The following is a 19,042-nucleotide window of genomic DNA, read 5'->3' as shown; positions in this document are numbered from 1 at the left end:
AGCAAACAAATAGGGACGTTCATCCCAGAACGTGGTCTTTTATGTACTTGGCGTTAAACATTGAGGAGCAAGGATACGCATGGATTATCTCGGCCCGCACGTTTTTGGTTATCTGATTTTATTGATCCACACCCTGGGTTTGATTGCCGCCGTGCATGCGGTATTAACGGTGAGAACTGCGCAAGGTGCAATTGCCTGGGCCATGTCGTTGTTCTTCATCCCCTACTTCACCCTCATTCCTTATTTGATTTTTGGACGCAGTACGTTCGACGATTACATCAAAGCGCGTCGACAGGCCAACCAGGAAATGCGTGAAGCCATTGCCAATCTGGACTGGAGGCCTTGGGTAGAAGAAGCGCTGGCAGCACGCAATTCAAAAGCCTATGCCTCGCTTCGGGCAATGCCAAAGTTAGGCCGCATGCCTTGCCTGGCCAACAATCAGGTTCGATTACTCATCAATGGAGCCGCCACGTTCGATGCCATTTTTGCAGCCATTGAAGCGGCCAAAGAGGTGGTGCTGGTACAGTTTTTTATCGTCCATGACGATGAGCTGGGTAAGAAACTGCACGCCTTGTTGCTGAAAAAAGCCGCGCAAGGCGTGCAGGTGTATTTGTTATACGACAGTATCGGCAGCCACTCCTTGCCCGGCAGTTATGGTGAAACCCTGCGCGCAGGTGGTGTTCAGGCAAAAGCGTTTGCCACACGAGGTGGCTGGATCAGTCGCTTCCAGGTTAACTTTCGCAACCACCGAAAAGTGGTTGTGGTCGATGGCGTCATCGGTTTTGTGGGCGGTCACAACGTCGGGGATGAATACCTGGGTGCGAAGCCTCCCTTGTCGCCGTGGCGCGATACTCACGTCGAAGTGACTGGCCCGGTAGTAGCCTGCTTGCAAGAGTCATTTGCAGAAGACTGGTTCTGGGCTGCACGTAAATTGCCGCCGCTGATCTTGCCACAGACCTACCCTGACGGAGGCGTGCTGTGTCAGTTCTTGGCCAGTGGTCCTGCCGACGCCTACGAAACCTGCTCCCTGTTTTTCGTCGAAGCCATTCATGCTGCTAATGAACGCGTATGGATTACGACGCCCTACTTCGTGCCGGATGAAGCTGTTTTTTCGGCACTTCGACTCGCCGTGTTGCGTGGGGTCGATGTACGGATTCTGATTCCCTCGCGCCCGGACCACAAAATTGTGTACGCCGCTTCAAGTCTCTATGCCTTCGAAGCTGTTCGAGCAGGGGTGAAAATATTCCGTTATCAGCCAGGGTTCGTTCATCAAAAGGTCGTGTTGGTCGACAACGAAATCAGTGCCATCGGCAGCGCCAATATGGATAACCGCTCGTTCCGCCTTAACTTTGAAGTAATGTTACTGACGGTCGATGAAACCTTTGCTAGAGAAGTCGAACACATGCTGCATGACGACTTTGCATTGGCTCGGGAAATCACTGAAGACGACATCAAAAGTACTCACCATTTACAGCAACTGGGCATGCGCATTGCCAGACTGGTTTCGCCCGTTCTATAAAAAAAGCCGTGTCACTCAGTGACACGGCTTTCAATAGATCTCAGGGCATAGACGCTCAGCGATAGATATCTGCACGCGTCGCAGGCAATTCGATCGATCCATCGGCATAGGGTTTAGTCGCCAGAATCTGATGGATGTTGATCCAGCCACGTGCAAATGCATAGGCACAACCTGCCAGGTAGAGTCGCCAAATACGCAAAATCTGTTCAGGTACTTCCTTGGCCGCTGCATCGAGGTTCTGCTCCAGGCGCTGACTCCAATGCTCAAGCGTGCGCGCGTAATGCAGGCGCAAGCTCTCGACATCGACCACTTCCAGCCCGGCCTCACTGATCTGCGCGGTGATCATAGATAAGTGCGGCAACTCACCATTGGGGAACACATAACGCTCAATAAACTCGCCTGCCCCGCGTCCGACCTGACGACCATCGGTGTGCTTGGCGGTGATACCGTGGTTCATTACCAGGCCACCCTCACGCACGGCATTGAACAGAATATGGCAGTACTCGCGCAGATTGGCATGCCCGACGTGTTCAAACATGCCCACGCTGACAATCTTGTCGAAACGGCCGTCCTGAGGCAGATCACGATAATCCAACAGTTGCAGGTCGACCTTATCTTGCAAACCTTCAGCCTTAACGCGCTCTTTAGCCAGGGCAAGTTGCTCCTTGCTCAAGGTGATACCGAACACTTTGACCCCGAATTCGCGTGCCGCGAAGCGCGCAAGCCCGCCCCAACCACACCCGACGTCCAACAGGTACTCACCTGGCTTGAGTCGCAATTTACGGCACAAGTGACGAAACTTGGCCTGCTGCGCCTCCTCCAGACTTTCTTCGCCCGTCTCAAAATAGCCACAGGAATACACCATTTCTCGATCCAGCCAGAGCTGGTAAAACGCGTTGGAAACATCGTAGTGATAGGAGATCGATTCGGCATCTGTGGCCTTGTCGTGGTAATGACGTGCGGGCGTGGTGTCATCATCCTCAACCAATAGCGCCTGGCTGAGCTCGTCGCACACGCGAATGACTTCACTGATGGAGCCCTCAGCCAACTCCAGGCGTCCTTCTACAAAAGCGCTGCCTAACAAGTCGAGCGTAGGATGTGTGATTTCTGAAACGATGGTCGGGTCCTTGACCACAATCGTTACGCTGGGAGCCGGGCCCAAATCAAATTCGAGACCATCCCATAGTTTCAGGCGAAGTGGAATTTTAAGATTCTGTAAAGCTGGTGGCAGTTGCGCGAGCATCAGGAGTCCTCCCTCATTTCAGACGTCAAAAAATAAGGGTAGTCGATTAACTGAAACTGTCAGGCTCACGGGCCAAAAGGTTTGATCTAGAGCGGATGAAACCTTTTTTAAGTTTCACCGCCCCAGACGTTGAATCATTCAAACACTAACCCTCAAACCGGATTAGTCACGCCTTGAGTAATTAGGGGTGAGCAATCAACTGTTTGGCCAATGCTTCGAAAGCGGGAATGGTCACAGGGTCATTGGCCGAATTACTGGCAATGGGGTTGGAGGCAAAACGCACAATCACCATCTCGGCTTTGGGGTCGATGTAAATACGCTGCCCATAAACGCCCCGCGCCATGTAGGCGCCATCGGCGTTATGTGTCACCCACCACATGTTGCGGTAGCTGCCACCTTTGAGTTGGTCGTAGCCAGCCTTGGCAAAAGCCGCTTTATCCCCACCCGCTCGAATATCATCCACCACAGCTTTAGGGATGATTTGTTGCCCCAAATATTTACCGTCGTTGCGCATTAACTCACCGAACCTCGCCATATCACGCAGTCCGGCATTGAAGCCGCCACCCGCAAACGGCGTACCGATAGAGTCCACCGTAAAGTAGGCGTCCTGCTCGGCCCCCAGACGTTGCCAGATTTTTTCCGACAATAACTGGGCCACATTGCGCCCCGTTACCCGCGCGATGACCCAACCCAATACATCTGAGTTGACGGTCTTGTACCCGAAGGCTTTGCCATGTTCACCCAGCGGTTGAACCGTTTGCAGGTATTCCATGTAGGTTTGCGGTCCGGTGTAGCCCGCAGGTTTGGGCAAGGGGTTACCGGCCATAGCGTGCTGCCAGACTTCAGCCTTCGGGTCGGCGTAGTCTTCACTGAATTTGAGCGCGGTGGTCATGTCGAGTACTTGACGCAGCGTTGCACTGGCAAACGCAGAGTTGGCCAGTTCAGGCACGTAATCGACAATTTTTTTATTGGCATCCAGCGTGCCATCTGCAATCAACATTGCACCCATTGTCCCGACCACCGATTTGGTCACTGACATGGCGGCGTGCTCACCTTCAGGATTCAACACACCAAAATACCGTTCGTACACCACCTTCCCGCGATGCAACACCACAATTCCGTCGGTGTAATTGGCTGCCAAGGATTGCTCCCATGTCATGGGTTCTTTGCTGCCTGTCGGGATGAACGTCAGTTGATCAATGTCTGTACGCAACGCACGCGCTAACGGTACTGGAGCACCTAAACCACGGGATACGTTAGTGGTCGGCATCAATTGGCGGAAGTTGGACACACTCCAGCGCATGGCCGGAAATTTGAAATAACTACCATCGGCAAAACGAATGATGCGGTCAGGTGGCGGTGGAGCCCCAACCATCCAGCCCATTTTTGCGGGATCGCTAGCAGCTGCATCCGGGTAAGTGGTATCAGCGGCGCAGGCGACAGAGGCGGCCAACGTTGAAAGTAAAAATGCACTGATTCGAGCGGGTCTGGATAAACGCTTGAGCATGAAGAGACCTCTGTAGAGGAACAAGACATTGGCCAAGTGCTGAATCGAATGTTCCCTGCCCGATTCATGGCCGCACACCACCTTGCGGGAAAAGAAGTGAGTTTGCATAGCCTGAATAGAGGTTAATCAACCCCAGATGCGTTTTTATACCTGCGTCGACAGGCTGTCACTCACTCTCCACCGTGATTATTTATCTGCCTTGCAGCACTAACCCCGCCAAGGCCCGGCGATGAGTGCGTTTAAAGAATAAAAGCTGTCGTGAAGGTGCCTGTGTTCCCGAGCCTGCCAGGTCGGATCAAAGGGTCAGAAAAAATCAGCGATGATCGTTCTCGCTGATGGTCAGCTTCATCCAGGCAGGAGCGTTTGACTGGTTAAATCCAGACCTCAGTAAAACGATGGTTTGCTCGTACGCCCAACTATCCGAACGCTCCGAGCTGTTCGGCATTACTCGCGTTATGTCTTAACATAGCCGGTTGCCGAAAGAACCATCATGGTCATAGCCATGACAGGCTTTCATCCTTTAGAAATAAATGTGGTGAAGATGAACAAGCCTTTCATTTCGCTGTGCCCGGAAGTGACTCGGGCGCACGCGCTAACGCTGATGGATTGGTTGGAAGATGAACGCGTCACCTGCTATCTGAGCGATTCGCGTCATGTCTCCCGCTCCATCGAGCACGCTATTGATCGGACTCAATTGCCGATCCTGACCCATCTATTCAACCAGGGCGGCCGTTTCTTTATGGCCTATGACCGGCATGACGCCCCGGTGGGCTTTGTCCGTCTCATCAAGACTGGTTCAAATTGCGAGATAGTCCTGGCCATCGGAGACAGCGAAAAATGGGGCCAGAACCTCGGTGCTCGCACGATCCGTGAAGGGATGAAACTGGCTTTTCTCGATATGCGGGCCAAGAAGCTCATCGCCAAGATTCACCCAGACAACACGCGCTCGCTGAAAGCCTTTCTGCGCAGCGGCTTTGTGCTTGAAAGCGAAACGCCAACATTGAAGTCGTTTTCCATAACGGTGGGGCGCTATCTCCAGAGCTTGCGCGAAGGCGCCGTTGGCGACACCACCAAGATCTACATTACTGAAATCGACAAGGCCAGGCTCGAGAGTCTAATCGCGCTCGAGTCTGGCCCGGCCGTTGTTGAACTCGAACATGAGCTTGAGCTTGAGCGAGCCATTGTTGTCAAACCGCAGCAGGTGGCAAGCAATGTCGTCACGATGAACTCCAGAGCATTGCTGCAGTTGGACGACGAAGAGATCGAAGTGGCTTTGGTTTACCCTGAAGATGCGGACAGCACCGCAGGCAAGCATTCCGTGTACTCCGACATCGGCGCCGCTATCTTGGGGTATCAGGAAGGGGATGCCATCGACTGGCGAATTTCTGATCGGACTCGCCGGATTGAGATCAGAAAAGTGCTTTACCAGCCGGAAGCTGCAGGCGATTTCCACCTGTAAGTGCGCTTTAAACTCAGTGTTCGTCCATCAGGCGCGAGTATCCCCAAGGATGGGATCTCGCTTTTTTTGCCTGCGCGCCCCGTTGAATGGTTACCGGTTGGCGCGCCGCCAAACGTCAAACGCAGGAGGCGGTCGGACAGACCGGCTCCTGCGGCAGTTTTAATGCTCTAAATTCAACGTTGTTGTGACGAAACAATAAAGATTGTCACAGTACCCCGCGTATTTCGGGGCCCGTAGGTCATTACAAAGCTAGCTCCATATAAATAAAGGTTGTCACAAAAATCAAAATCTCCAAAAAAACGGCACCATTGCAAACAATAAAGATTGCCACGAGGCCTTTAGGGTTACGAAATTCGTAAAGAGATGCGCTGGAACCGTTGGCAACGCACATCACACAGCTCGCCGATTCATTACGGCATGTCGAGGTAGCCGGGGTGTGCGTATGTCCCACACCCAACGAAAGGCACGATTCCCTCTAGTTTCTCAGAAGATCGAGTTGCATCTTGAGTCCAGATGGCATTACCTGCTGCGGCGCGCAATCTGGATTTTGGCGGAGATGGCCAGGTTAAGCCTTCCTCCGACAGCTACCGACTACTATCTGCTTGCCACGACACCCTGGCCAGCCTAGCAAGCGGTCGTGAATTTTTTCGAATGAGATTTGGAAAAGCTCAAAAGCGCGGATGTCGAATTGGAAGAACTACTCAAATCCCCAGGCGTGACACAACAGTGGCTCGGCCCTCCAAGATACGACATACCCATTGGCGGTCACGCCTATCTGGGAAAAGCACAGGTCCAACTTGAAGATCTTCCGTGTCTAGCTCAGTTCAGGGAGCGGCCTGATTCAGCGTATCAGATCAGTTGTTGCTGCCATGAATCCAAGCCGCTCATACCCCGAACAGAGTGAACTGTCGGAAATTACAGTTTCGAACTAACTAAAATTCGACTATAACGCTTGCCTTGACTAAATTTGGGACACAACAATGAAATGGAATGAAAAATGGATGTGGGGCGCTATAGTTTTCTACATCGCTTCAGTGGCTGGAGTTTATATATTTAATTTGCACGATTATCCATTCTCTAAGTCTCCAGGTGACTGGGGCACCATTGGCGATTACTTTGGGGGCTTGATCAACCCGCTAACTTCGCTTATTGCATTATATTTTTTAATAAAAGCATATTTGAGCCAAAAAGAAGAACTATCAGCAACGAAGATTGCTCTGGAAGACAGTGCCAAACATCAAGAGGCGCTAGCAAAAGCACAGATCCTAAGCATACAAGCTGCAGCAAAGTTTGAAGAAATAAAATTCTGGTCGAGCGAGGTAGAGAGATGCACGATAGCATCAAATAATGACCGGAAAACTTGGAACCTGGAGGGTAAAGAGCTATTCACAGGCAAAGAAATACATGGCTACAGACTGAGTTGCTTCGCCATGATGGATAAGCTACTTAAAGAATCCAAACTGCTGCAGGTCGAAGTGGACGATCTCAGAAAGCAACCATAGACTCTCGATGGCTGCAACTTTCTAAGAAATGACAGCATCTTTGCAAGGCCGGATACGAAGCTAATTCGCTTCAGCCCGAGCCACGCGCCGTTGACTGCCCCGCCTAGAATCAAGCCTCCCAGTCAACGGACTCACAACGAGGGCATTTGTATCCACGGTTGACGATCCATGTGACAATCTCGTCCTTAAACACAAGAAGAGCGATACCACCAGTAATGATCGCAGTCACAATCGTGAGAGCAAATCCAGTACCGGCGAAAAGATAGTATCTCCACGCTTGGAACCCACCCATCGGCAGTGCCCCGCCGAGAATCTTAATGAACAGCTCAAGATTGGTTTTTTCCGTATGCCCACAGCCTGGGGTCTTGCATCTAATCTTCATAATGGTTTTCTGTTTCGATTGAAGAAGCATAATTTCAATATTGAGGCTGAGAGCTATTAGTAGCTCAATCAGTCGCTTGTACCGCCAGTGTTCTATCTCTGGCAGATTTTGGTCCAGTTCTCTAGATTTTAAGTTTAAGCCAAAATTTGCCAATTTCTTCTGGTGTAGAACTTTTATAGTCTAGCTTAATCTTTTTTTGAGAAGATTCGTTATAACTTTTAAACACTGCCTCACCTTCAGAACTATCCATCAGCACCCCTTCACCCATAGGGTCAAACTGGAAATAGTCTGTATGGAGTACTTTAAAACGGTCTTTATATGAGACAAGCAAATATTTCTCAATACCGCCTATAATGTGTTTTTCCTCACTACTATACTTCTTGGAAAAGACATTTAATCTATCTTCCAAGAGACCTGCATTCTCTATATCTTGGTACAGTACAAAATCTTTGTCGCTACCATCCACCCATGTCACGTTAGGAAAATACCCTTCAAGTGGTATGGTAGACTTATTAAGATGAGTATTTTTTGTATACGGCCCGTTAATTGAAACAACCTGTAGCTCTCGCAGTTTTAAAAACGCTATAGGAACAGCGCGCAGTTCGTACATCGAATCCCCAGAGTTATTAACTTCCAGCTTCTCCTTTCGAACGCCATCTTCCGAAGATATAAACTTAAAACGAGCCTTAATATTTGGGAGATAAGGAAGCGTAGCAATCCTTTGGGCATCGTTTGCCAAGGATAGCTGGGCTTTGGCTATCGAGTTAGCGTTAAACGAAACAATGATAGCCATGATCGCTAAAAGTACAGCGACGCAAGTCTCAAAATAAATCTTGTTACTTGTGAGGAAGCCTTTCAAATTAACTCTCTTTTCATAAATACTAGACCATTATGCAGGCATCATTATGAGGGCCTCACTGAACTCTATTGCTCTCTCCAGATACCAACCAACGATCAGCGGTTGATATCCATATCTGCTAATGACTTCAGCTTAGCGCTTGGCTAAAGCCCTCTCTAAAATGAGCTTCAGATCTGGAGCAACCGTAAACCCCTCTGGGATCGTGAAGGTGTTCAGAAGCTTATCGCTGTAACCGTTTTTGGTCGCCACAACTTTTATTTGAGCCAACAGCTTCTTACCTTTGACGGTCGTTGGACTAGGCCCAGCCCCCAGAATCCATAGGCCGTCGGTCGCAGGTGAACCACCATCCGGCCAAATAAGCCTATTGATGACTTGGCGTTTTGAGACAAAATCAGCTCGTGCCTTACTTACAGCCTTGGACGCGGTCTTCCGCCATTGCTCAGCTTCTTCAAGCGAGATTCCATACAGTGATACCAGATAGTCGGCTGAGCAGAAATATCCTTCAATATCCGAACCTGCGGTTGTCCAGGGATACACTCCCTTCGTATTGAATGTTTCTGCCCATTTGATCGCTTCCTCAGGCGTCATGAAGTCGCCGTCGCGATGGATCACTGCTGCAACATCAATCTTGCCATCAACTAGCAAGCCGGAAAGTAATTTGTCTTTAGGAAGGTTTTCGATCCCAAAACATCGACATAGCGACAGCTGGCGACCAAGCTCTGGCCATTGTTTGAGGATGGCCCGCAAGGGTTTGTCATCCTCATCTTCTATGAAGAACAAAACAGATTTGTCCAGCCCACCCCATCCCAATAGGCGGCGTATCGCCTCGTCATCATCTGTCTTGACTACGCCGTCACTCATCCAAACCAACTTCGTCATAGGGCTAGCTGCACGAACCAGATGTGGGCTGTGTGTGGACAAGATGATCTGAGTATTATGTTCATCAGCCGCCTGCTCCAGAGCTTCAATCAGCCGCTCTTGTCGATTCGGATGAAGATGGGCATCTGGCTCGTCAATTAACATGAGTCTCGGCTCAAAGAAAATGAGATAAGCAAAAATCTGAATTGTTTGAAGGATGCCTGTAGCGGCGGTTTCTAGCGGCCTTTTATTCCCATCCATGTGCACCGTGGCGGAGATATGAAAGTCTTCCCTGTCATCGTAGGACACATCGATAGATACATTGGGATGCACTTTCTGCAGCAGACAATTTAGCTGCCTCAAACGCTCCTCTCCCTTCAAGCTATCAGGTTCATCAGCTTTGCGGGCCTTGAGGTTCAAGAGTATGTTTCGGAGGACTCCTCCGGCATCACCGCTGGCAGCCTGTCTACGCAACGATGGCTGCGCCAGGATGGCTTCCTTTTCAGAGAGACCTGCCAAGCCAGGTATATAGGTAGTTAGAAACTGAATCCGCTGTTTGTATGGCGTGACAGCACCTCCGCCGTCGATATGGGCCGTAACCCCAGCTTTATTTCTCGCCGCCCTCAACCGCACGACAGTCTGAACCGGATCGTCGCCGGTCGCTGTGTGATTGAAAGCAATCTCGACAGGCGTCGATGTCGCTCCTGTTTTTAACTGACCATTGTGGAGCGTCGAGAGTGGATCGCTTGAAGGTATGTAATCTAACCGCTCGAAAGAAATCATTTCCTTCGTGTTTTTCGGCAGAATGTAGCTCGCGGCGCGCGCTGCCCAGTGAATAGCTTGAAGTACCGATGATTTTCCGCAACCATTCGGGCCGACCAGAATGGTTACCTTCCCCAAAGGTATGTTTGCGCGCTTAACAGCCTTGAAGTTCTGAACAGTGATTGACTCTAAAGGACTCCAGCGCTTCGCACGCGCGGATCGCGTATCCGGGAATGCCACTGCAGGCCCTAAGAGCTGAGTTGCTTCAGCTTTTTCCACGTCTTCAGGCGCGCTCCGTGGGCGTCTAGTGCGTTTAACTCGCCTGGCGACGGATGCTAGATCTGCAATTACTACAGCATCTTCCGGATTCACTAGATCTTGCATCGGTTCCTTCCTATCGATACTGCCGAGCGCACGGCACTTCTACGCCAAAAATAGCCTTGTGCCAGTATATGGAGCCCGTCGCTCTTTGGATATATCAGCTGGGCGGCTTCGGCTGCAGTACCGTTGGAGCGGACGAGCGAGATTACGGAGATGCAATCGCATACCCGCAACGAGAATACGGAGTTGCCATCTTCCTAACTCCAAGCGAAAGCAACGTGGCATCCAAAGCTGCTGACAAACCTTCGGACCCTGCTAGCCGAAATCGATAGGCAGTTTGGACTGAAAAGGGTTGCCAATCTCGGGAGTAAGATGGCCCTAAAAAGCCTCGATGACAAAGGGCTCACCGGCGCTGAAAATTCCGAAGATTTAGAGGGGGCATGCTACAGGTGTATATTTTGCTGATAATTCAAGCTTCATCTAAGTGACGGATCACGATGAGAACAACGGCCCGCCGGTCACGACCCACGCCTATGCGCAAGCCATTACGGGCTGATAAGAATCGCCCCAATTGGTCGGGTTACAAAGCTTGGATTTCCTACACTGACGATTTCGCCAAGTACATCGCGTACGATCGTGACTCCTTGGGCCGTGACCATGCTTTTATATGGGATAAAAATGAGAGCATCGTTCTCTCGCGCCAGATCGATTTCGACCTGACCTACCCATCCCATAGGCAGCCTTTGCAATTCGTAGGCCCACCGGTTAGGCCAAAAGCTGAGCCAGCCCCACACCTCTATGCCCTAGATGCTGATGATCTGATTGATTTCACCTCAGAGGACATACTGCAGGCATGGACTTTTCGGTCCCAATGTTGCGGATCTATAGAGGTAGCTGCTGAGCTTTATGCCCTGTACAGGGTTCTGAATGGCGATGACGAATGCTATGCCAGCGCGACCGCATATATGGGCCATTCTGATGTGGTTTCCATCTTCGAGGTCAAAGAAGACCAAGAGAAGGCTGTTAAGACTGATGTATTCATGCCGGCGACTGCAAATGAACCGGAATCTGTAAATAGTCCAGATTCTGCCGGCCTAATCTTGTCCCAGATATCTGATCTATCCGTGGACGAGCTCAGAGGAGCATGGGCCAATCGGCCGGAGAGTTTTGCATCCCTGGAAGCCGCTGCAGAAACCCTGGCTATCCTTCGGTCGCTGACAACTACTACCCCAGAGAAGCCAAGCTATCGGCGGATGATGCAGCACGAGTTGATCCTTGAACTTGAGGATTCACTGCCATTGGAAGTCCAAATGGCCGGTCCTGCGCCTGGTGTCGAACTGGCGCTGATGAAGGTTGATCGCAGGTCGGTACGTACTCAGGTGTCTGTTATTCGCCCAGCGCAAGGCAATTTCCGCTCGGCGTTATTGGGGCGGTACGGTGGAGAGTGCTGCATCACTGGCTGCCGGGTCGACACCCTACTCGAGGCTGCGCACATCATCCCGTACATGGGGGATCACTCAGACGATGTCACGAATGGCCTGCTGTTGAGGGTAGATCTGCATAGGCTTTTCGACGCTCACCTGGTAACGATCAACCCCACTACTTTTACCGTAGAGGTGGCTGCAGAAGTCGACGACGCTGGATACCAAGCATTCCACGGAAAACGCCTATTTGGTTTTAGTCCAAAACCTCGTCTTTTATTCTTAGAGGCGCACTATCAGATGTACAAATCAGCGAAAGGCCGGAAGAACTGATATACCCTCGATGAAGCCTTGAAGTCGACCGATTCTGATGAAAAAGTCGACTTTCTCGAATTGCAAAGAGCCGGATCGGTGAAGGATCAGGTTTTGCGTGCTGCTATGTGAAGTCTGTATCCCAATGCCTGTGCGGCCAGTCAAGATTTGAATCTCATGCGCTTACTTTTCTGCCGTGAAAACTGCGTCAGACTTTTTCAACACAATCGACCCATTGCAGCCAGTCGCGACCGGCGATAATCAGCCAGCAGCAGCCTTAACGACATGCAGCTATAACTCTGGTGTAGCTTGGATTCCATTCTAGGCTAAGAGCATGCCCACCGGGCTTGTGCAAGATGGTATGGGCCCTAGGAAAGCGGGCTGGTAGGTCACTGCTGATCTTAAGCTCACATTCCTCAGAGGGAATAGCTCCTCTGACTCAGGGTGCAAGGCATTGGGGTTATGGAGCATATTTATGCCTTCGGCTCAGGTTTCCTCGCAGTTATCGTCAACCTCATAGGCAAACAGTTTTGGCAGCGATGCATTCGGATTTGATCATGCATGGCGCCTCTGCGGAAAAGTTCAATGTCGCTATCACCGATAGCCAGCCTGCGGCGGCTTTGATTTCGATCGTGCTACTTCGACATCAAGCACTTAGCCCCTTAAGGCGCTTGGGTTTATTGAATCCGACGCTGTTGCCATTTCGATTTCGGCATCAGAAGATGGCGGTGGAATTTTCGCAGCGACTGGATGTTGACCACGGTACGTTTACAGGAGGTAAACAATATGAGTTCGGCTCGGCATGACTACCAGCAATTCCTAACTTGGCTTCATCTTCCAGAGCGCGGTGCTACCGAAGACACTCGACGGTTTGCAAATCTGGTCGACCAAGATTTCGACACCGTGGCCGCGCACCCGCGCTCTATGAGCCGCCGATCGGTGCTATTGGCTGCCAATGCTAAAGAGTCTCTGCTCCAAACCGACTTCACACCTCCCGCAGTTGCGGGAGCGGTTACTGTTGGTGAGTGGGCATGGAGCGCACTGCATAGTCTTACCGTCGGCCCTTTTCGTGGCTTCCGAGTGGCTGAGACGTTCAATTTTCCTCAGCGAATTACCATGTTCTATGGCCCTAATGGCAGCGGCAAAACGAGCCTCTGCGAAGCGTTAGAGCTGGCACTCTTGGGGGCCGTAGATGAGGCGTCGGCTAAGCGAATCCCTGCTCAACGCTATTTCGCGAACCTTCACGAAAATAGGTACGAACCCCCGACCCTCGCTGCACGAGGCGCGGAAGGTCAGGTGTCGGCAGTGCAAGCGGACTCAGAGGCCTATCGATTCTGCTTCGTTGAGAAAAACCGCATAGATAACTTTTCGCGAATCGCATCTAAGAGCGCAGGTGAAAAGAAGGATCTGATAGCGGCTCTATTTGGTATGGAGCAGTTCCATGACTTCGTCACTAACTTCAACGAGTCGATGGACCAGCAGCTCAATCTAGTTGCGATCCAACAGCAGGAGCTCGAAACGCAGCGTGCAGCGCTGCAACGCGATCAAGCAACAATAAATGGCGAGCTCCAGGCAGTTCAGACAATCGCGCAAGAGGAGACTACCTATGCTGCAGCGTATGCTGCTGGCCTCTCCTACCAGCAGCTTCTTGAACTCATCGGCAGCGATGCCGCTCCAGGTCGTCTGCATTACCTCAATGCGCAACTGGATGGACCAACGCCAGGTCTCTATGGCGTCAGCAGCGAGGCGTTGGTTGCGGCATATCAGGCTGCGGATCGTGAGCAGGAGCTGCTCGAGGATGTGGACAAAAGGCTAACTGCCAAGACTGGTGAGACCTCCTTCCAAAATCTGTACAACGCGGTTCTTGGCTTACAAGCCTTGTCGCCCGATAACTGCCCCGCTTGCGGGACGCCAATCAATGGTGATTATCACGTTGTACATGACCCATACGTGCAGGCGCGTGACAGTCTGGCTCAGCTTCAAGAGCTCGCTAACCTGCAGGCTGAAAAAAACGCAGTACGAGGCGAATGGGAACGTGCTTCCCGAGGCTTGGAGGGGCGATTAACTGCCTTAGGTCAGCGCGTTAGCGCTCAGCCTGATCATGCCGATGACAGGGTACGATATCTCGCATCTCCGGGTGCTGACCACCGTGCTGCCTGGTGGAAAGAGAGCTATGTAAAACAAGGCGATGCGCCTTCAATGGCGCAGAGGATCGTCGACTTAGCAGTCGAATGCGAAAGGATCGATACCCAGACAAACCAGGCATTGGCAGATCGCGCGGCACTGGCACAAGAGCGCACTCGGCTTGTTCAGGCAGCGCAAGATGTAGCTGGTTTTCAAACCCGTCGCGCTGAGGTAGCCCGGCAAGTCGGTATAGCTAGACAGACAATTGCCAACTTTGACCAAGCGAATGCAGCGCTCATCGATGCTGTGCAGCAAGAGGCAGTGCAGCTCGTACTCAGTCGACGCATTAAAGCGGCCTATGACGAATTCTTGAGGCTTCTCAGGCAGTTCAGATCAGAGCTGCCCGGTACTCTCATAGCTGGGATTAACACTGTCGCTCTGGAGATCTATAACGAGTTCAACAGACGCGACCATGACGGCGACAAGCTAGTGGCACTTTATCTGCCGACCAACGAAGAAGAGCGTATCGGGCTGGCGTTTCGCGCCGCCCCAGATACCAGGGTAGATGCGTTGCACGTCCTCAGCGAGGGACATGTTCGTTGCCTGGGCGTTGCAATCCTTCTTGCAAAGGCACTGCATATTCAGGCTCCGACGATCATCTTTGACGATGCGATCAACGCGATTGACACCGAGCACCGTGAAGGCATCAGAGAGGCGATCTTCCAGAGTGATCGCTTCGCAGCAACTCAAATTATCGTCACGTGCCATAGCAGCGAATTCATCAAGGATCTGCAGAACCATGTCGAGAAAGGCCAATGGACGGCCTACTACTTCATGCCTCATATCGGGGATCACCGGCCGCGGGTAAAAGGTAACGAGATCACCTTCAACTACTTGGAGCAGGCCCGTGCCGCCTTGGACATCGGTGACTGGCGTAACGCACTGGGCGCATCCAGGCAGGCCCTGGAGATGCTTACGGACAAGATTTGGAAGTGGCTCGGCAAGAACGACCTCGGAGTAATAACCCTGCCGTTAGCTGGCCGCGGGGCGGAGCCGAATCTGAGAAATCTCTGCGAGGCTTTGAAAAGACGGCTCGATGACTCGAGAACATTTGTGCACCAGGACAAGCCCGCCGTCGTTCAGGGGCTTGGTGACGTCATAGGTGTTCCGGTGCAATCGAACGTATGGACGTATCTAAACAAAGGCGTCCATGAAGAGGCTGACAGAGATGACTACGATCCGAACCTCGTCCGCACCATTGTAGAGAACCTTGAAAGGATGAATCAGCTTCGGCTTGGATCAATGCCTGTTGCTATCGCTGGAGCCGCCCAAGCGGCAGTTATGCAAGCGGTCGCTGACGTAGCTAATCCGCTATAACTGTTTTCCGTCATCGGTAACCCGGCGACACATACAGAGGAATAGTCACGCTCGTCCAGTGCTGTCTACGACCTCGGGGAGTTGCATATGGAGTGCTTCAGAGTCGACGAAAGTGGCTATACCGGATTTGACCTGCTAAATCTCGAGCAGAGGTTTCAAGGAGCCGCAGCCATTGCCATTGATGATGATCAGGCCAGACGCTTGATCCAAGAGCACTTTCCTAAGCTACAAGCGGAAGAGCTCAAGTACCGGGCTCTGTCACGCCGGCCAGCCAATCACCCACGGCTTCTAGCGTTAATGCGCGATGTCCTGACCCATCACAAGTGCGTTACCTACGTCTGCGATAAGCGATTTCTGCTGCTGCTGATGTTTCTGGATTACGCAGTTGAACCGTACTACTACGAGCGCGGATGCGACTTTTATAAGGATGGGCAGAACTACGCGCTCGGGTCGCTGCTTTATGTGGCGGGCCCCACTCTTCTTGGAGAGGCAGCCTTTGAGCAGTTGCTCGTTTGCTTCCAGCGCGCAGTAAAGGAAAAAAGCTCTGCTGCACTTACCGACCTCGTGGCTGCTGCTCGCGCCACACGCTGGCAGGAACTACCGGAAGCTTTGGGGCCTTTGGCGCAGTATGCCGCGCCGGAATGCCTTCAAGCGATCGCCACATCAGGTGTCACCACTGACGCCGCTTTTGTGGTGTTGCAATCGCTGATAAGCCGGATGGAACTCATGGCTGATGGCCCCTACTTGGTTGAGCATGATCAGTCCAAGAATCTGCTCACTTACCATGACTTGCTGCTGCGCTTTATTAATCACAAAGACGAGGTCACATTTCGCCAATCGGAGATCGCGAGCCTCACCTTTCCACTCAAGCTCCAGTCAGTGACACAAGTCGACTCGAGAACCAGTCCTGCAGTACAACTGGCGGACGTTATGATTGGTGCTGCCATTGAGGCGGCTAACACGCTTACGGGACAGCGCGCCGGAGGGTTGAATCCTCATGATGTTATGTCCCTCTATGCGAATCATCAGATAATCCACATGCTGCCTTCGACTGACTTCGAAGGGCAGAAACGTTTCCGCCAAGGTACGCAGGCCAATGAGGTCATAGATTATTTCGGCAAAAACTTCAGTAAGCCCTAGGTGATATTCCGCTTCGGGTGGAAAGCTGTCTGTAAGCGAACGGTGAACCCACCTACCGTTCTCCCAAATTAAGGGCGATGGTGTCCAACATTTCGGGGTCAGATCATTTTAAGCGGACGCGATAGCCCTTAAATGCGCCAACGAAGCTCTTACCCCAAGTCGTTCAAAGCCCAGGTTGTCCAGGAATGCCTGCAACCCGGCGCCTCCATCTCCAGCGTTGCCATCAGTCACGGCATCAATGCCAACGTGATCCGTAAGTGGCTGCCACTTTTCCGAGATCATCCCAACCGCCGGGCTCCTGGCTCAGGTGATGATCGCGAAATACGCTGATCATTTGCCGCTGTACCGCCAGGAGCAAATCTTCGGGCGAGTCGGTCTCGCGATCCCTCGTTCAACGCTGGCCAGTTGGGTCGGTGCTTGCGGTGTGCAATTGCAGCCACTGGTCGATGCCCTGCGCGAAGTCGTGCTTGATGGACGCGTTTCATGCCTAGATGATCGCCCAGCGTGAGCTTGTGCATGAAGGTTTGGGATTACCAAAGCCTTGCATTACAGCCTAAAACGTTGGGCTGCGTTGAGCCGTTATCTGAACGACGGCACGGTGCCCATAGACAACAACCATATCGAGCAGCAAATTCGACCTTGGGCTCTTGGAAGAAAAAACTGGCTGTTCGCCGGATCACTACGCAGCGGTCAACGTGCGGCGGCGCTGATGAGCTTGATCCAATCAACGGGCATGATGCGTATGCCTATCCAAAAGACGTACTCACTCGCCCACCGACACAGCGGGCAAGTGAGATCGGGGATTTGTTGCCGCATCGATGGCAACCGGCTTAGTTGTGCAAGACGGGATGCCCGGACGCTTACAACCGTCCGGCCAAGTTTTCTACTCATCAGCAGAGCACTCGATTACAGCCTGAAACGCTGGGCAGAGCTGTCGCGCTACCTCAATGACGGGGCCGTACTCTAGACAACAATTGGGCGGAAAACCAAATTAGGCCATGGCGCTTGGACGCAAAAACTGGCTCTTCGCAGGGTCGTTGCGCAGCGGAAAACGGGCTGCGGCAATCATGAGCCTGATTCAGTCGGCACGCATGAACGGGCATGACCCGTATGGCTATCTTAAGGATGTGCTTACGCGGTTGCCGACACAGATGGCCATTGAAATTGGACAGTTGCTGCCGCACCAGTGGGTAGCTCCATCGCATTGATCAAATGGGCGTAATCCACTAGATTTCCCATTTTTTCCCCTGTCGTTGGCTAGATTTTCTTAACCGCGCCAAGATTTTCTTAAAATGTGCGCCGAACACTCAGAAAATATTAACCGAAAATGGCCGCGCAACCACTATTTTGGGGGGGTCCGCTTATTGGCGGTAAGCGTCCCGCAATCACACTTTGCCGCATTGCGCTTTCTGGACGACCTGGGCTTTGAACGGTTTGGGATAAGAGCTACGTTGGCGCATGGAAATGCTAGCGATAAGGGTGATTCGGTAGGTCAGTTCACCATCCGCTTACCGTCATACAGCCTTCACGCTCAGTACACTGATCGCGCAAGGGAAAATTTTCTTTCCTTTAACACTGTTTTAAGCCATTAAAGGAAAGATTTCTTTTCTTAATGCTGGAGTTTGGGACGAGTATTGGCTGGACGCTTACAGTACAGCAGATCCACTTGGCGCAGTTTTTTGAAGGCGAGCAATTTGGTTGCCAGTATGAGTCGCCGAGGCAACTGTCACGACAATACCGTGGCCGAGAACTTTTCTAGCGTCTAAAACGAGAACGGATAAAGCGGAAAATCTACGCCCCGCAGGAAGATGCTCGTTTTTCGGGAAAAAATAAAAGCTCAGTCGCCAGCGTGACGATCTGTGCTGCTCTGGTTAGGTGAGTTCTGTAGTGGTCAACTAATCCCGGACACGACGTTAAGTTTTTTCTCGGCCTGAGCCGGCGTTAGCCCGCCATTAAATTGATGAGGCCGTATCCAGTTGTAGCGATGCATCAAATAATGACTGATGTCTCGTTGTGCCTGCTGAACCGACATATAACCCACTGAAGGTATCCACTCGGTTTTCAAGCTGCGAAATACTCGCTCCATCGGTGAGTTGTCGTAACAATTGCCCCGGCGACTCATGCTCTGGCTGATGCGGTACCGCCACAGACGCTGACGGAAGTGGCGACTTCCATATTGGGCGGATTCAACCGGTCGTCGCAACACTGGATTGTTGTACAGACTTTAGATACTCATTCAGTGCTTCGGCAGGTGTT

Annotated in this window: 12 protein-coding genes and 4 pseudogenes; 11 read left to right on the top strand and 5 right to left on the bottom strand. The window is 51.7% G+C overall.

All coding sequences use genetic code 11. The features are described 5' to 3' along the window. The first annotated feature begins 79 nt into the window (after positions 1-79). A complete protein-coding gene (gene cls, locus CJF39_RS14790; protein ID WP_094994085.1) occupies positions 80-1,519 on the top strand; it encodes a cardiolipin synthase in 1,440 nt (479 codons plus the stop codon). A 55-nt stretch (positions 1,520-1,574) separates the two neighbouring features. Here the strand turns inward: cls and cfaB are convergent, their stop codons facing one another. Together cfaB and CJF39_RS14780 are read right to left on the bottom strand one after the other, a co-directional pair. Beyond that, a complete protein-coding gene (gene cfaB, locus CJF39_RS14785) occupies positions 1,575-2,762 on the bottom strand; it encodes a C17 cyclopropane fatty acid synthase CfaB (protein ID WP_094994084.1) in 1,188 nt (395 codons plus the stop codon). 181 nt (positions 2,763-2,943) lie between these two features. Further along, positions 2,944-4,269: a serine hydrolase domain-containing protein gene (locus tag CJF39_RS14780; protein ID WP_094994083.1), complete on the bottom strand. Its 1,326-nt coding sequence runs from the start codon at positions 4,267-4,269 to the stop codon at positions 2,944-2,946. A 490-nt stretch (positions 4,270-4,759) separates the two neighbouring features. Here CJF39_RS14780 and CJF39_RS14775 point away from each other — a divergent pair, with 490 nt between their 5' ends. Together CJF39_RS14775 and CJF39_RS14770 are read left to right on the top strand one after the other, a co-directional pair. Beyond that, the gene (locus CJF39_RS14775; RefSeq protein WP_094994082.1) at positions 4,760-5,728 is read left to right on the top strand and encodes a bifunctional GNAT family N-acetyltransferase/nucleoside diphosphate kinase regulator; all 969 of its coding nucleotides are present in this window, start codon (positions 4,760-4,762) and stop codon (positions 5,726-5,728) included. Between the two features lie 980 nt (positions 5,729-6,708). Next, on the top strand, positions 6,709-7,230 hold the full coding sequence (locus tag CJF39_RS14770; RefSeq protein WP_141232193.1) for a hypothetical protein: 522 nt from the start codon (positions 6,709-6,711) through the stop codon (positions 7,228-7,230). Positions 7,231-7,733: 503 nt separating this feature from the next. Here the strand turns inward: CJF39_RS14770 and CJF39_RS14760 are convergent. Both CJF39_RS14760 and CJF39_RS14755 read right to left on the bottom strand, forming a co-directional pair. After that, on the bottom strand, positions 7,734-8,471 hold the full coding sequence (locus CJF39_RS14760) for a hypothetical protein (protein ID WP_094994080.1): 738 nt from the start codon (positions 8,469-8,471) through the stop codon (positions 7,734-7,736). Positions 8,472-8,603: 132 nt separating this feature from the next. Beyond that, the gene (locus CJF39_RS14755) at positions 8,604-10,475 is read right to left on the bottom strand and encodes an ATP-dependent nuclease (RefSeq protein ID WP_249275369.1); all 1,872 of its coding nucleotides are present in this window, start codon (positions 10,473-10,475) and stop codon (positions 8,604-8,606) included. A 470-nt stretch (positions 10,476-10,945) separates the two neighbouring features. On the opposite strand from CJF39_RS14755, the gene CJF39_RS14750 reads away from it, so the two are divergent. The 8 genes and pseudogenes from CJF39_RS14750 to CJF39_RS14715 form a co-directional block, all read left to right on the top strand. Then, positions 10,946-12,166: an HNH endonuclease gene (locus tag CJF39_RS14750; protein WP_094994079.1), complete on the top strand. Its 1,221-nt coding sequence runs from the start codon at positions 10,946-10,948 to the stop codon at positions 12,164-12,166. Between the two features lie 509 nt (positions 12,167-12,675). Then, positions 12,676-12,951: a hypothetical protein gene (locus tag CJF39_RS14745; protein ID WP_141232192.1), complete on the top strand. Its 276-nt coding sequence runs from the start codon at positions 12,676-12,678 to the stop codon at positions 12,949-12,951. Beyond that, entirely contained in the window at positions 12,932-15,646 is a 2,715-nt protein-coding gene (locus tag CJF39_RS14740; protein ID WP_094994077.1) for an AAA family ATPase, read from the top strand. Before CJF39_RS14745 ends, CJF39_RS14740 begins: the two co-directional genes overlap by 20 nt. An 87-nt stretch (positions 15,647-15,733) precedes the next feature. Then, a complete protein-coding gene (locus CJF39_RS14735; protein ID WP_094994076.1) occupies positions 15,734-16,786 on the top strand; it encodes a DUF3800 domain-containing protein in 1,053 nt (350 codons plus the stop codon). Between the two features lie 132 nt (positions 16,787-16,918). Further along, positions 16,919-17,116, top strand: a complete 198-nt coding sequence (locus CJF39_RS14730) for a transposase (protein ID WP_094994075.1) — start codon at positions 16,919-16,921, stop codon at positions 17,114-17,116. Next, positions 17,085-17,620, top strand: a pseudogene (locus CJF39_RS14725) (IS66 family transposase); the annotation flags it as partial. The gene CJF39_RS14730 and the pseudogene CJF39_RS14725, both read left to right, overlap by 32 nt. Before the next feature lie 61 nt (positions 17,621-17,681). Next, positions 17,682-17,994: pseudogene (locus tag CJF39_RS14720) on the top strand (IS66 family transposase); the annotation flags it as partial. Between the two features lie 441 nt (positions 17,995-18,435). Then, a pseudogene (locus CJF39_RS14715) lies at positions 18,436-18,602 on the top strand (IS3 family transposase); the annotation flags it as partial. Between the two features lie 75 nt (positions 18,603-18,677). Here the strand turns inward: CJF39_RS14715 and CJF39_RS14710 are convergent. Then, positions 18,678-18,968 (bottom strand): annotated as a pseudogene (locus CJF39_RS14710) (integrase core domain-containing protein); the annotation flags it as partial. Positions 18,969-19,042 lie beyond the last annotated feature (74 nt).

The sequence above is a fragment of the Pseudomonas lundensis genome (assembly GCF_002269125.1).
Classification (GTDB): Bacteria; Pseudomonadota; Gammaproteobacteria; order Pseudomonadales; family Pseudomonadaceae; genus Aquipseudomonas; species Aquipseudomonas lundensis_A.
Note: the sequence above shows the minus strand (reverse complement) of the source record. Positions and strands in the feature narration are given on the sequence as shown.